This is a genomic window from Vibrio sp. 1249-1 (assembly GCF_033340495.1).
Window position 1 is genome coordinate 15089 of record NZ_JAWOWJ010000006.1, and the last position, 14049, is coordinate 29137.

Here is a 14049-nt window from a genome sequence, read left to right on the forward strand (position 1 = left end):
AGCGCGTGAATAATGCGATGGAGTTTCTACTTGAGCAAACTAAGGATCGTGAAGACCAAGCTGTGCTTGCACTGAACAAAGCGCGTTCTGAACTCGAAGATTATTACCGTCAGGTTGAACAAATTGAAAAGTATCGGCTTGATTATTGCCAGCAACTCGTCGACCGTGGTCAGGCGGGCCTAACGGCAAGTCAATATGGACACCTAAATCGATTCCTTACCCAGCTAGATGAAACTTTATCTAAGCAAAAGCAAGCAGAAAGTCATTTCAAAGAGCAGGTTGAAAACTGTAAAGAATATTGGTTAACCGTGCGTAAAGAACGCAAATCCTATGAGTGGATGATAGACAAACGCGAAAAAGAGAAACAACTTGCTGAAGCTAAGCGCGAACAAAAGCAAATGGACGAGTTTTCCACCTTACTTTACAGTCGAAAACCACATCGTTTCTAAAGGTTATCGGTTCGATATTGCATTACGGTGTTGCAGTTGACTACATCTCTACCGTTTCAAGTAAGGTAACTTTGATTGAGTCTTGTTCAATTAGCTCAAATACCTTCGGTCGAATCTCGCGAACCCACCACTCGTTGTATGTTTTTTCGTAGAGAGCCTGGCGTGCTTGTTCATTGTCGAACTCTCGAAGCCAAACAAAATAGTCATGTCCATCATCACCAGTGTGGACGTAAGTATTCAGTACACGCATGCCTTGTGAGCGTTGATAGGGCAACAGTTCTTCCTTCATCCAACTTAGCCACTGTTCTGTTTTGCCTGCTCTGATTCTATATTGGCGTAATTCTGTGATCTTCAAAGTGATTCCTTAATTGTTAAGCCAAGTGTCTGTTTACGCTTATCGTTTTTCAAAGTCAATCAAGTAGCTGTACATCATGTTAGGAACCAGGTTATCGGATAGTATTGTTGATGTTTGTTCCATAAACATGCCATCTATTAGCTTGCCGAGAATTGGCCCAATATTGTGGTGTGATTTTTGCATTTTAGCTGTCAGTGTCGGGTCTTTTTGACCTTAGTTTGCCGCCAGTATTGCTGCCTGCCAGCGATATACTCAGAGCCACGAGAACGAGAGTTTCTAAATGAGTGTGAATTTGTCCCATGTATCTGCGACTACCAAGACGCCAGTTTCTGATGTGTCCGCTAAAGCGTCCGCAGAGAGCACTGAGAGCACTGAGAGCACTGAGAGCAAGGGATTTTTAGAAACGTTAACCGATGCGTTTGCTGGTAAACAAAAGCCCGAAAAAGTAGCAACAGAATCGACAGTGGTTGAAGAAAAAGAAAGAGCGGATGTAGGCAGTACTTCTTCTGCTAACGTCTCGGACGAATTGTTGGCGCAAGAAAGCCAAGGATCCGTCAGTGACGAGACCCATGGTTTTGATGAAATATCAGCAAACAAACCGAATGCAACCTTAAGTGAAGAAGCAAGTTTACAAAAGGCGAGTAACAGCACACCTTTGGAGAATGATGTTGAAGCTATTGAAAAAGTGAAATCAACATCAATCGATACGAGCAACCCATCAAATACAGTGGACGTAAAAAGCACGATGGGCGAAGGACAACAGCTTCTTGGTCGAATTGAACAAGCGAATCAAACCCTGAATGCGAGTAATGCATCCATCGATAGTGGCAAAGTTTTGCCTCAGAGCGCGAATTTAGTGCATTCGTTCCACGAGCAAGCAACCGTTTCGACACACCTTGATGAGCTGGCTTTGAATGAAACGCCATCAGTTCATTCGCTTGAACAAGCACAGATGATCCCAGGACAAGACTTAGAGCCAATTTTAGATAAGAATGGTCAACCTATCGATGTCGACAAACTTTCGCCTGAGTTTGCTGCTTGGCAAGAGCTAGCGAAACAAGCCAGCCATCCGACGGCTAAGAGCGCAGTCAGTGGTGAAGTAGCTAATGATCTGTCGCCGTTGTTAACAGACGTTGATGGTTCCAACATCGACGCGCTTCCACGAGTCTCCTTGGATGAACTTGAAATTATAGATACCAAGTTGGCGCAAGGAAAAGCACTGACTCAGCAAGAAGCTCAGATCATTGAAGGGTTGAAACATGGAAGGATCACGGCGGATATTCCTGATCAAGACCTTGCCCAATTTGTTGCGCTCCCTAATGACATTAAACAGATTCTCGCAGAGCAACAAGTACAACATAATTTAACTCGCCAGGCTGGACCTATGGCAGTGTCTCAGCAAATCCAGCATACAGCGGCTCAAGTACCCCAGCCACAAACTGCTCATAGTGGAGATAAAGTCGCATTATCTCCAACGCCCGATATGTTGATAGCCGCGCAAGTGCCGACGTCGCTTCAGGGTGTGAAAGACGGAGAGATTAGCCAGAAAGTGATGAACGCAGCATTGGCGACTGGTGCGCTAAAGGCGACTGCGGATAAACAAGATAAGCCGGACCTCCAACATGGCTTCGCTGGACAGCTTCAGGCTATGGCAGGTCAGCAAGGAATTAATGTGCAGCAACAAGCGCGTATTGATGCTGCACAACAAGCTCAGCTTCCGTTGCAACTAACTAAAGAGCTAGCTAACGAGCAAGTTGCGGAAAAAGTGCAAATGATGATGTCGAAGAATCTGAAAAATCTCGATATTCGTCTTGATCCACCAGAGTTAGGTCGTATGCAAATTCGTATGACCATGAATAACGACGTTGCCAATGTACATTTTACAGTGAACAACCCGCAAGCTCGTGACATTATTGAACAGACGCTCCCTCGTTTGAGAGAAATGCTAGCGCAACAAGGTATGCAGCTGGCTGATTCTTCCGTCCAGCAACAAAACAGCGGGCAACAGCAAGGTAGGTATACTGCTGAACAACATGGTCAAAGCGCGCAAAGTGGCGGTTTTTCTGGACAGTCCGAAGAGGGTTTTGAATCTGATGTCAATCTGGATTTGAATGTCGCTTCAAAGCGTGATGGAATTAGTTTTTACGCATAAAAGGCCGTTTAACGGCAATGGAATACGGTTACCAAGCAACTTACTAAAACGTCTTGGTAACTCAAAAGAACAATAAGAGACAAGAATGGCAGAAGAACAGTTACAAGGGGCCGATGCGCCGAAAGGAAAAAGCAAGTTACTTATCATCATCATCGCTGTTGTAGTATTACTACTTGGTGGCGGGGCAGCGGCATTTTTTCTAATGGGCTCTGATGAACCTGCTCAGGCTGAATCGTCTCAACAGGCTCAAGTGAAGGCATCGGATGCTGCGCCCATCGCGTATGTGAATCTTCCTCAGGCATTTGTATTTAACGTTACTGGGGATAGCCGCGATAGGTTGGTTCAAATTAAAGCGCAGTTAATGGTTCGCGGTGCAGAAAATGAAGAGTTGGCGCGGTATCATTCGCCACTGATTGAAAGCTCTATGCTATCAACGTTTGCTTCCGCGACGGTTGATCAATTGCGCTCTCCTACAGGACGAGTGGAATTGCGCGATCGTGCTTCCGAAGATATCAAAGCAGCGCTGAATGCTGCGGTCGGTAAGCCAGTGATTGAAAAAGTACTGTTTACAGATTTTGTTATTCAATAGGTAAAACGTGACCGATCTATTAAGCCAAGACGAAATTGATGCGCTATTGCATGGGGTTGACGATGTTGATGACGTCGATGAACCGATAGAAAACGACACTGAGGGTGCCGTCAATTTTGATTTCTCGTCGCAAGACAGAATCGTACGTGGTCGAATGCCGACGCTCGAACTTATCAACGAGCGCTTTGCACGGCACATGCGTATTAGTCTGTTTAATATGCTGCGTAAAACGGCAGAGGTGTCGATCAATGGCGTGCAGATGATGAAGTTTGGTGAATACCAGAACACATTGTACGTGCCAACCAGTTTGAACATGGTGCGTTTTCGTCCGTTAAAAGGCACTGCGTTGATCACCATGGAGGCTCGTTTAGTCTTTATTCTGGTAGAAAACTTCTTTGGCGGTGATGGTCGATTCCACGCCAAAATCGAAGGCCGCGAATTTACCCCAACGGAACGCCGCATCATTCAGTTGTTACTGAAAATTGTATTTGAAGATTATAAAGAAGCGTGGTCGCCAGTGATGGGGGTAGAGTTCGAATATCTCGACTCTGAAGTAAACCCAAGCATGGCAAACATTGTCAGCCCGACAGAAGTGATTGTCGTGAGTTCATTCCATATAGAAGTTGACGGCGGTGGCGGCGATTTTCATGTCGTTATGCCTTACTCCATGGTTGAGCCTATCCGTGAACTATTGGATGCAGGTGTTCAGTCCGACAAGATGGAAACGGACGTTCGCTGGAGCTCAGCACTACGTGAAGAGATCATGGATTGTCCGGTTAACTTCCGCGTGAACTTGCTCGAAAAAGACATTTCTTTGCGTGATCTCATGGAGCTGCAACCGGGCGATATCATCCCGATTGAAATGCCAGAACATGCGACGATGTTTGTAGAAGACCTACCGACCTATCGCGTAAAAATGGGTCGATCGGAAGACAAATTAGCGGTGCAAATTTCTGAGGAAATTGAGCGCCCACATGTCGTCAAAACAGATTTAGCTTTCTTAGGTAAAGACATCATGTCCGAGCTTGAGAGTGAAGACGATATAGACCATTAAGATACCTTATTAAATAGACATGCTATGGCATGAGTAAGGCGTAACACAGGATAGAAAAATGGAACCAAGTGACGATCAAAAGCTAGCAGACGAATGGGCAGCCGCTCTTGGCGAAGACCCGTCTGCCCCTTCTGTAGACGTAGATGAAGTATTGGCTGCGCCACTGGAAGAGCTAAAAGACACTTCAAGCCCAATTAGCGAAGATGAGCGTCGTAAACTCGACACTATTATGGATATCCCGGTGACGATTTCGATGGAAGTCGGTCGTTCTCAAATTAGCATTCGGAACCTGTTGCAGCTTAACCAAGGTTCGGTTGTTGAGTTGGATCGTTTAGCCGGTGAGTCGCTCGACGTATTGGTTAACGGTACTTTGATTGCTCACGGCGAAGTCGTGGTCGTCAACGATAAGTTTGGTATCCGTTTGACGGATGTGATCAGCCAAACTGAACGAATTAAGAAGCTGCGTTAAGATGAGTCGTTCAATCAAAATGCGATTGAAGCAAATCACTGGAGCACTGAGCTTAATGCTAAGTGCTCCTTGTGCATTTGCTGCCGCACCAAATAATCTGGATCTTGCGACGACACTTGGCTCGCTTGTGCTTGTAATCGGCGTGATTCTTTTGCTGGCTTGGTTGCTGAAACGTATGCAAGTGCCAGCGATGGGACAACAAAAGGGCTTGCGTATAGTGAGTCAGTTGCCAGTGGGTACAAAAGAAAGAATCGCAGTAGTTCAAGTGGGTGAAGAACAGTTTTTGGTTGGGATTACTAGCCAATCGATCCAAACTTTAGCCAAGTTAGATAAGCCACTGAAAGAGGAAGAGTTGGCGACCAATGCTTTTGCGACTCAATTTAGCCAGCTGATCAAAAAACATGACAAAGGGTAATCCAATTCGTTTGCTCCTGAGTACGTTGTTACTTTTTGTCGGCGTGCTGTTTTCTTCATTTACCTTTGCTGAAGCAGAGGAGTCAGCGCTGCCAGATAACTTAGCCGATGGAAGTAGTGTTACAGTTCAGGCTATGCAAAGTGATACTGGTGCTAGCCGTGCTATGTCCGTTTCTAGTGGCGGTGGTATTCCAGCATTCACCATGACCACGAACCCTGATGGCAGTGAAGACTACTCGGTTACACTACAAATTTTAGCGTTAATGACCATGCTTGGCTTCTTGCCTGCCATGGTGATTCTGATGACCTCGTTCACTCGAATTGTGGTGGTGATGTCGATATTGCGTCAGGCAATGGGTTTGCAACAAACGCCTTCTAATCAGGTTATTATTGGTATTGCGCTGTTTTTGACCTTTTTTGTTATGTCTCCTGTCCTGAACGAAATCAACGACAAAGCTGTTCAGCCTTATTTGAACGAGCAAGTCACGGCGCGAGAAGCGTTTGATGCTGCACAAGCGCCAATGAAAGCATTTATGCTTAAGCAGACCCGAATCAAAGATTTGGAGACGTTCGTAACCATGTCAGGAGAGCAAGTCGAGAATCCAGAAGATGTGTCGATGGCGGTGTTGATTCCGGCTTTTATCACCTCAGAGCTAAAAACTGCATTCCAAATTGGCTTTATGCTCTTCTTGCCGTTTTTGATTATTGACCTTGTAGTCGCTTCGGTACTGATGGCAATGGGTATGATGATGTTGTCACCAATGATTGTTTCGTTGCCGTTCAAGTTGATGTTGTTCGTATTGGTCGATGGTTGGAACTTGATACTCTCGACACTTGCGGGCAGCTTTGCCCTTTAGATAAGCGCAGATAGAGGATAAGACATGACACCAGAAATGTTTGTCGAGCTTTTCCGTGAAGCACTTTGGATGGTGCTTATCATGGTCTGCGCTATTATCATCCCAAGCTTGCTTATCGGCCTTGTAGTCGCGATTTTTCAAGCTGCGACATCCATCAACGAACAAACATTGAGCTTCCTACCGCGTTTGATTGTCACGCTTTTGGCCCTGATGCTGTTTGGGCATTGGATGACGCAAATGTTGATGGAATATTTCTATGGCTTGATTGAACGCTTACCTCAGGTGCTTTATTAGAGGCGCCTATGGAGTACCCCACTAGCGTTGTCTTAGATTGGATCGCAAACTACTTCTGGCCCTATGTTCGTATCTCATCCATGTTGATGGTGATGACAGTAACCGGGGCCCGATTTGTTTCGCCAAGAATCCGCCTTTACCTCGGTTTAGCCATCACTTTCGCTGTCATGCCAGCCATCCCCGCCGTACCTCAAGACATTGAGCTACTCTCGTTTCGTGGCTTCATGACCATTGCCGAGCAAATGATCATCGGCATAGCGATGGGTATGGTTACTCAATTTATGATTCAAACCTTTGTCCTACTTGGTCAAATATTGGGTATGCAATCAAGTTTGGGCTTTGCTTCTATGGTTGATCCCGCAAATGGTCAGAACACGCCATTGCTTGGCCAGTTATTCATGTTCTTAACGACAATGTTTTTCCTTGCCACCGATGGACACTTAAAAATGCTGCAATTGGTGGTGTTCAGTTTTAAAACTTTGCCGATTGGCTCCGGCTCGCTCAACGCGGTTGATTTCCGTGAAATGGCAGGCTGGCTTGGTATTATGTTCCAAACGGCACTGAGTATGTCTCTATCTGGCATTATTGCGCTACTGACCATTAACTTGTCGTTTGGTGTAATGACCCGTGCCGCACCACAGCTGAATATCTTCTCGCTTGGTTTTGCTTTTGCTTTGATGGTGGGTCTATTACTTTGTTGGTACATACTGGCTGGTCTATACAGTCATTATGAAATGTTCTGGACAGTGGGTGAGGCGCAGATTTGTCGGCTTATTCGCTTGGAGTGCTAAGATTTGGCAGAATCAGACGGTCAGGAACGCACCGAAGAAGCCACGCCTCGACGGTTACAACAAGCCAGAGAAAAGGGGCAGGTCGCTCGATCTAAAGAGCTCGCATCAGCATCTGTGCTGATCGTTGGCGCCATTTCATTGATGTGGTTTGGAGAGGCGTTAGCACGTTCATTGTTTTCCATCATGAGCCGTTTATTTGATCTTCAACGAGAAGAGATTTTCGATACTGCAAAACTGTTTGATATCGCTTTGGGCGCGATGAGTGATTTGTTGTTCCCACTATTTTTGGTGTTAGCGACATTGTTTACCGCCGCCATGATTGGAGCAGCAGGTGTGGGAGGAATCAGTTTTTCTGCCCAAGCAGCCATGCCCAAGCTGTCGAAAATGAATCCGCTTAGCGGCTTAAAGCGAATGGTTGGAATGCAAAGCTGGGTAGAGTTGATCAAATCAATCCTTAAAGTGGTTCTGGTCACCGGTGTCGCCATCTATTTGATCCAAGCATCACAGGCCGATCTGATTCAATTGAGCATGGATGTGTATCCGCAAAACATCTTCCATGCTTTAGATATTTTGCTGAACTTTATTTTGCTGATCAGTTGCTCGCTATTGATTGTGGTTGCCATCGATATTCCATTTCAAATCTGGCAGCACGCTGATCAGTTAAAAATGACCAAGCAAGAAGTCAAAGACGAATACAAAGAGACTGAAGGTAAGCCGGAAGTGAAAGGCCGTATTCGTATGTTGCAAAGGGAAGCGGCTCAACGTCGAATGATGGCGGATGTTCCTCAAGCTGATGTTATTGTTACTAACCCAGAGCACTTCTCGGTAGCGCTTCGTTATAAGCAGAAGACAGACCGTGCGCCAGTCGTGATCGCTAAAGGTACTGACCACATGGCGATGAAGATTCGAGAAGTCGCACGCGAACATGACATTACGATTGTGCCCGCACCACCTTTGGCTCGTGCGTTGTACCACACGACAGAGCTCGAGCAAGAGATCCCCGATGGGTTATTTACTGCCGTCGCTCAGGTTTTGGCATTTGTATTCCAATTGAAGCAATACCGAAAACGAGGTGGACAGCGCCCGAAAATTCAAGATTATGATTTGCCAATCCCGCCCGAGCACCGTCATTGATACGAAAAGCGGTAAAGCCTTAAAAAAGCTCGTTTGATCAAAAGCTAAGCTCTATTTGAGTGTTTAGTCATTATTTTGGCGCTAATTATGGTACATAGATTGCTTAAAACGCTTTAATTATCAACCCTACCTAAACTTTTAGGCTAAAGCGGTCGCGTATTAATAGTAAGAGCTTACGTGACGCTTCAATCGATTGAGATCTCTCGCAGTATGAAGTTAAGCCTGCCGTTTGCAGATAAATTGCCACGAATCCCTCAACGTGAAATGCCAGCTATTGGTGCTCCGGTGATGGTTTTGGCCACCCTAGCGATGGTGGTACTGCCGATTCCAGCATTTTTGCTGGATATGTTCTTCACCTTTAACATCGCGCTGTCGATGGTGGTGTTGTTAGTGACCGTTTACACACGTCGCCCTTTGGACTTCGCTGCTTTTCCAACGGTATTGCTGATCGCCACGTTGCTCCGCTTGGCTTTGAACGTTGCCTCGACTCGTGTCGTCTTACTGCATGGTCATGAAGGCGGTAATGCGGCAGGTAACGTAATTGAGGCGTTCGGTAACGTCGTTATTGGTGGTAACTACGCGGTCGGCCTAGTGGTTTTCCTCATCTTAATGATCATCAACTTTATGGTGGTGACCAAAGGTGCGGGTCGTATCTCTGAGGTAAGTGCTCGCTTTACGCTTGATGCGTTGCCGGGTAAGCAAATGGCGATTGATGCCGACTTGAATGCCGGATTGATAGACCAAGAGCAGGCAAGAGTTCGTCGTTTTGAAGTGACCAAAGAAGCGGATTTCTATGGCTCGATGGATGGTGCCTCGAAGTTCGTAAAAGGTGACGCGATTGCCGGTATTTTGATTCTGTTTATCAACATCGTCGGCGGTCTGTCGATCGGTATGGCGCAGTATGGATTGGGTTTCGGTGAAGCGATTGAAATCTATACCTTACTGACAATCGGTGATGGTTTGGTCGCACAAATCCCATCGCTATTGCTGTCGATTGCAGCGGCAATGATGGTGACGCGCCAAAACACCGATGAAGACATGGGGGAACAACTGGTCTTCCAGATGTTCGACAACCCAAAAGCGCTGATGATTACTGCGGCTATTCTTGGTGTGATGGGCATCGTACCGGGCATGCCACACTTTGCGTTTTTGAGCCTGGCAGTCGCGGCCGGTGCAGCGGCATATTTCATCGACAAACGGCAGAAGCAGAAAGCGAAAGAGCCCGCTTTACCAGCAACAGCAGACGAAGGTACAGAACCTTCCTCACAGCGCGAACTGTCTTGGGATGACGTCCAGCCAGTCGATATTATTGGCTTGGAAGTCGGTTATCGCTTAATCCCTTTGGTGGACAGAGACCAAGGTGGGGAACTGTTAGAGCGCGTAAAAGGCGTGCGTAAAAAGTTATCGCAAGATTTTGGGTTCCTAATTCCAGCGGTTCATATTCGTGACAATCTTGAGCTGACCCCAAACAGTTACCGAATTACATTGATGGGGGTTGCGGTGGGCGAAGCAGAGATTCGTCCGGATCAAGAGCTAGCGATTAACCCAGGTCAGGTGTATGGCATGATTGATGGTGAGCCAACCATTGACCCTGCTTTTGGACTGGAAGCCGTATGGATCCGAGAAGATCAGCGTGAGCACGCGCAGGCTCTGGGTTATACGGTTGTTGATTCATCAACGGTATTAGCGACGCACCTGAGCCAGCTATTGACCAACAACGCGTCACAGCTAATTGGTCATGAAGAAGTAGAGAATTTATTAGAAATGTTGGGACGCAGCGCGCCTAAGTTGGTCGAGAACTTTGTTCCTGACCAATTACCATTAGGTGTGGTGGTGAAAGTCCTACAAAACTTGTTAAACGAGGCCATTCCAATCCGCGATATTCGCACGATTGTTCAAACTTTGGCTGAGTACTCAAGTAAGAGTCAAGAAGCTGACATATTGACGGCAGCAGTTCGAATTAGTCTTAAACGTCTAATTGTTCAAGAAATCAATGGTATAGAGCCTGAGTTACCAGTGATTACTTTGATCCCCGAACTGGAACAAATATTGCATCAAACTATGCAAGCATCAGGAGGCGAATCCGCGGGGATTGAACCGGGACTCGCTGAGCGATTGCAATCTTCACTAAGCCAAGCGACACAGGAACAAGAACTGAAAGGCGAACCTGCCGTTCTGCTTACTTCTGGTGTATTACGCTCGACGTTGGCGAAATTTGTGAAGAACACAATACCTAATCTCCGGGTACTGTCTTACCAAGAAATCCCGGATGAAAAACAGATCAGAATTGTGCAAGCCGTGGGTAACTGATCTCACGCATCATTAATGGATTCATAGTTTGAAAATAAAGCGATTTTTTGCCAAAGACATGAGAACGGCGCTGCTCCAAGTGAAAGAGGAGTTAGGCGCGGAAGCGGTGATCATGTCAAACAAGAAAGTGGCTGGTGGAGTAGCGATTGTTGCGGCGATAGATAGTGAATCTAATCCGTCTCAAGCAAGCGCAGCGTCACAGCAAAATCGCGGTGCTTCTCAATCGAATCGCTATAACGAACATCGTCAAATGTCATCGTCTTCTGCTGATCGTTACCAAGATCGTCATTTAGATGAAGATAAAATTAGCCTGAACAGTAATAACAGTAACAATGAAAAAACAGGCTCAATGACGCAGCGATTCGCTAATATGCTTAAGCAATATAGCGGTGGTGCAGCAGATGCTGACGACCACGTAGCGGAAAATGAAGATTCGCTCTCGGCTTTGCTGCAACGCCAAAATAAGCATCGCGACGGCTACAACCAAGAAAAGCCAGCGCCATATCAACCAGATTCACCTTTGGCGAAGCTAATCGCACAGGACAATCGATTTGAACGTCCGACGCCCAAGCTGGACCCGACGCGCTATGACCGACGTCGCCCAAGCGATGAGCGTGGCGAATCGGCCGATGAGCTAGAAAGCATGCGCGAAGAGATGACGTCAATTCGTCGTCTGTTGGAGCACCAAGTTTCTGGCCTGATGTGGCAAGAAGTAGAACGCCGTGAGCCGCTAAGAGCGATGCTGATTAAGCGCTTAGAGCGAATGGGCGTTTCTCCGGAGTTAGCAGACCAGATGGCCTGTTATATCCCGGAAGATACAAAGCCAGCGCGAGCGTGGAAAGCGTTATTGTCGCTGGTGGCGGATCAAATCAATATTCCTAAACAGGACATTTTAAAACGTGGTGGCGTAGTCGCATTGTTGGGTCCGACGGGGGTTGGGAAAACAACAACCGTAGCGAAACTCGCAGCACGCGCAGCCATGGAATACGGTGCCGACAATGTGGCCCTTGTGACAACAGATACATATCGCATAGGTGCACATGAGCAGCTCTCAATTTATGGAAGAATCATGGGTTGTCCCGTAAGAGTTGCTAAAGATTCTAACGAGTTAGCCGATGTTATATATCAGCTAAGAAACAGAAGACTGATTTTGGTCGATACGGCAGGGATGGGGCAACGAGATGTGAGGCTTTCCGAGCAGCTCGACACTCTAATGCAAGAGAGCGGGGAAGTGATTCACAGCTACCTTGTTTTGCCGGCTACCGCACAACGTCGTGTTCTACAAGAAACGCTGGATCACTTCCGACGTATACCACTTTCGGGTTGTATTATGACGAAGCTTGATGAGTCATTAAGCCTAGGCGAATTCATCAGTGTAGTGATTCAAAACGCAATGCCAGTAGCTTACATCGCTAATGGTCAACGCGTACCAGAAGACATTGTGATAGCGCAACCAAAATATATGCTTGCGAAAGCAAATGAACTGTTAGAGAAGTCGACAGAGAACGAACCTCACTTTTGGAACAGTGACAGTGAAGGACTCTAAGGCGGCGGACTACTATGACTGAGAATATGATACACGATCAAGCAAGCGGCCTCCGTCGCTTAACACAACCATCGTTGACCAAAGTGATTGCTGTTACTGGCGGCAAAGGTGGTGTGGGGAAATCAAACGTAACACTGGGTCTGGCGATTTGTATGGCTCGCCAAGGCAAGAAGGTGATGGTTCTCGACGCTGATTTAGGTCTGGCCAATGTGGACGTGATGCTCGGAATTCGTGCAAAACGTAATCTAGGACATGTCTTAGCGGGTGAATGTGAGCTAAAAGATGCGATTGTCGAAGGGCCTTATGGTATAAAGATAATTCCTGCAACTTCTGGCACACAGAGCATGACAGAGCTTTCTCACGCTCAGCATGCTGGACTCATTCGAGCATTTGGTAGTCTTGAAGACGAAATGGATGTCCTGCTGATTGATACCGCTGCTGGTATCTCTGACATGGTAATCAGTTTTTCGCGAGCAGCTCAAGATGTGGTTGTAGTTGTGTGTGATGAACCGACGTCAATCACAGATGCCTATGCATTAATCAAGCTGTTGAGTAAAGAACACCAAGTTCAACGCTTTAAAGTTGTAGCAAATATGGTCAGAAGCTACCGTGAAGGGCGAGAATTGTTTGCAAAGTTGACACTAGTCACAGAGCGATTCTTGAATGTTAGCCTTGAACTCGTAGCATGTATTCCATTAGATGATAAAGTACGACAGGCTGTAAAAAGACAAAAAATTGTCGTTGATGCGTTCCCACGCTCGCCTGCCGCTTTAGCTATCAGCTCACTAGCAAACAAAGCGTTGACGTGGCCACTACCGAAAACACCAAGTGGACACTTGGAATTTTTTGTGGAAAGGTTGCTAAATCGTACCGAATTCGCAGAGGACCCTTTTGGTGAATAAAGCGATAACCTATGACCAACATGGCAAATTTAATAGCCAGCAGGCGTTCATTGAACGTTATTCAGTGTTGGTTAAGCGCATTGCTCACCACCTACTAGGCCGTTTACCGCCGAGTGTTCAGGTAGAGGATTTAATTCAGGCCGGCATGATCGGTCTTATCGAAGCTCAGCAGAATTATGATGGTTCTAAAGGTGCGAGCTTTGAAACTTATGCAGGTATCCGTATTCGTGGCGCAATGTTAGATGACATGCGTAAAGGCGATTGGGTACCGCGTTCTGTTCATAAAAATAATCGAGAGATTAACCAAGCGATTGCGGAGCTGGAAGGCGAATTAAATCGAGATCCTACTGATTCTGAAGTAGCCACGCATCTCGGTATGACACTGGATCAATATCATAGTGCTCTTACCGATATCAACTGCTCAAAATTAGTCGGTATTGAAGATTTAGGCGTTTCTGATGATGTGATTTCACCGGCGGATGAAACCGATGACAGCAACCCATTCAAAGGGGTAGTTGATGAATCATTTCGAAAAGCACTGGTTGAATCAATAAAACAGCTTCCAGAGCGTGAAGCTTTGGTTCTTTCGCTTTATTATGATGAAGAACTCAATTTGAAAGAAATTGGCGATGTGTTAGGCGTAAGCGAATCTCGCGTAAGTCAAATACTGAGTCAAGCGATGCAACGTTTACGTACCAAGCTCAGTGCGTGGACACAAAATGACTAAAAACAC

At 46.3% G+C, this 14049-nt stretch carries 15 protein-coding genes; 14 read left to right on the plus strand and 1 reads right to left on the minus strand.

Going from position 1 to position 14049, the window contains the following annotated elements; all coding sequences use genetic code 11:
* Window positions 1-5 precede the first annotated feature (5 nt).
* On the plus strand, window positions 6-449 hold the full coding sequence (gene fliJ / locus R7Z50_RS12520) for a flagellar export protein FliJ (protein WP_005380474.1): 444 nt from the start codon (window positions 6-8) through the stop codon (window positions 447-449).
* 40 nt (window positions 450-489) lie between these two features.
* Here fliJ and R7Z50_RS12525 read toward each other — a convergent pair whose 3' ends face one another.
* Window positions 490-804: an NIPSNAP family protein gene (locus tag R7Z50_RS12525; protein WP_033907108.1), complete on the minus strand. Its 315-nt coding sequence runs from the start codon at window positions 802-804 to the stop codon at window positions 490-492.
* Between the two features lie 280 nt (window positions 805-1084).
* Here R7Z50_RS12525 and R7Z50_RS12530 point away from each other — a divergent pair, with 280 nt between their 5' ends.
* The 13 genes from R7Z50_RS12530 (at window position 1085) to R7Z50_RS12590 (ending at window position 14043) form a co-directional block, all read left to right on the plus strand.
* Complete coding sequence (locus R7Z50_RS12530) at window positions 1085-2956, plus strand: flagellar hook-length control protein FliK (protein ID WP_318149111.1); 1872 nt, start codon at window positions 1085-1087, stop codon at window positions 2954-2956.
* Between the two features lie 85 nt (window positions 2957-3041).
* On the plus strand, window positions 3042-3545 hold the full coding sequence (gene fliL / locus R7Z50_RS12535; RefSeq protein WP_005380477.1) for a flagellar basal body-associated protein FliL: 504 nt from the start codon (window positions 3042-3044) through the stop codon (window positions 3543-3545).
* Between the two features lie 7 nt (window positions 3546-3552).
* On the plus strand, window positions 3553-4599 hold the full coding sequence (gene fliM, locus R7Z50_RS12540) for a flagellar motor switch protein FliM (RefSeq protein WP_005380478.1): 1047 nt from the start codon (window positions 3553-3555) through the stop codon (window positions 4597-4599).
* A gap of 58 nt (window positions 4600-4657) precedes the next feature.
* The gene (gene fliN / locus R7Z50_RS12545; RefSeq protein WP_005380479.1) at window positions 4658-5068 is read left to right on the plus strand and encodes a flagellar motor switch protein FliN; all 411 of its coding nucleotides are present in this window, start codon (window positions 4658-4660) and stop codon (window positions 5066-5068) included.
* A 1-nt stretch (window position 5069) separates the two neighbouring features.
* Window positions 5070-5483: a flagellar biosynthetic protein FliO gene (gene fliO / locus R7Z50_RS12550; protein ID WP_025767169.1), complete on the plus strand. Its 414-nt coding sequence runs from the start codon at window positions 5070-5072 to the stop codon at window positions 5481-5483.
* Window positions 5470-6339 (plus strand): flagellar type III secretion system pore protein FliP, encoded by an 870-nt coding sequence (fliP, locus tag R7Z50_RS12555; RefSeq protein ID WP_005380487.1) that lies wholly within the window; start codon window positions 5470-5472, stop codon window positions 6337-6339. Before fliO ends, fliP begins: the two co-directional genes overlap by 14 nt.
* Before the next feature lie 24 nt (window positions 6340-6363).
* Window positions 6364-6633, plus strand: coding sequence for a flagellar biosynthesis protein FliQ (fliQ, locus tag R7Z50_RS12560; protein WP_005380488.1), 270 nt, complete (start codon window positions 6364-6366; stop codon window positions 6631-6633).
* An 8-nt stretch (window positions 6634-6641) separates the two neighbouring features.
* Window positions 6642-7424: a flagellar biosynthetic protein FliR gene (gene fliR / locus R7Z50_RS12565; RefSeq protein WP_005384463.1), complete on the plus strand. Its 783-nt coding sequence runs from the start codon at window positions 6642-6644 to the stop codon at window positions 7422-7424.
* A 3-nt stretch (window positions 7425-7427) separates the two neighbouring features.
* Window positions 7428-8558, plus strand: a complete 1131-nt coding sequence (flhB, locus tag R7Z50_RS12570; protein ID WP_005380490.1) for a flagellar biosynthesis protein FlhB — start codon at window positions 7428-7430, stop codon at window positions 8556-8558.
* Window positions 8559-8768: 210 nt separating this feature from the next.
* Window positions 8769-10868 carry a flagellar biosynthesis protein FlhA gene (gene flhA, locus R7Z50_RS12575; RefSeq protein ID WP_025998722.1) on the plus strand — a complete coding sequence of 700 codons (2100 nt, stop codon included), beginning with the start codon at window positions 8769-8771 and terminating at the stop codon, window positions 10866-10868.
* A 28-nt stretch (window positions 10869-10896) separates the two neighbouring features.
* On the plus strand, window positions 10897-12414 hold the full coding sequence (gene flhF / locus R7Z50_RS12580) for a flagellar biosynthesis protein FlhF (RefSeq protein WP_064354227.1): 1518 nt from the start codon (window positions 10897-10899) through the stop codon (window positions 12412-12414).
* Window positions 12415-12428: 14 nt separating this feature from the next.
* Window positions 12429-13316 carry a MinD/ParA family protein gene (locus R7Z50_RS12585; RefSeq protein ID WP_005380498.1) on the plus strand — a complete coding sequence of 296 codons (888 nt, stop codon included), beginning with the start codon at window positions 12429-12431 and terminating at the stop codon, window positions 13314-13316.
* Entirely contained in the window at window positions 13309-14043 is a 735-nt protein-coding gene (locus R7Z50_RS12590; RefSeq protein ID WP_005380499.1) for an RNA polymerase sigma factor FliA, read from the plus strand. Before R7Z50_RS12585 ends, R7Z50_RS12590 begins: the two co-directional genes overlap by 8 nt.
* Window positions 14044-14049 lie beyond the last annotated feature (6 nt).

Coding starts and splice junctions, on each gene's coding strand:
- fliN (WP_005380479.1), top strand. CDS start 4,658: ATGGAACCAAGTGACGATCAAAAGCTAGCAGACGAATGGGCAGCCGCT.
- fliL (WP_005380477.1), top strand. CDS start 3,042: ATGGCAGAAGAACAGTTACAAGGGGCCGATGCGCCGAAAGGAAAAAGC.
- R7Z50_RS12585 (WP_005380498.1), top strand. CDS start 12,429: ATGACTGAGAATATGATACACGATCAAGCAAGCGGCCTCCGTCGCTTA.
- fliQ (WP_005380488.1), top strand. CDS start 6,364: ATGACACCAGAAATGTTTGTCGAGCTTTTCCGTGAAGCACTTTGGATG.
- fliR (WP_005384463.1), top strand. CDS start 6,642: ATGGAGTACCCCACTAGCGTTGTCTTAGATTGGATCGCAAACTACTTC.
- fliP (WP_005380487.1), top strand. CDS start 5,470: ATGACAAAGGGTAATCCAATTCGTTTGCTCCTGAGTACGTTGTTACTT.
- flhA (WP_025998722.1), top strand. CDS start 8,769: ATGAAGTTAAGCCTGCCGTTTGCAGATAAATTGCCACGAATCCCTCAA.
- fliO (WP_025767169.1), top strand. CDS start 5,070: ATGAGTCGTTCAATCAAAATGCGATTGAAGCAAATCACTGGAGCACTG.
- R7Z50_RS12530 (WP_318149111.1), top strand. CDS start 1,085: ATGAGTGTGAATTTGTCCCATGTATCTGCGACTACCAAGACGCCAGTT.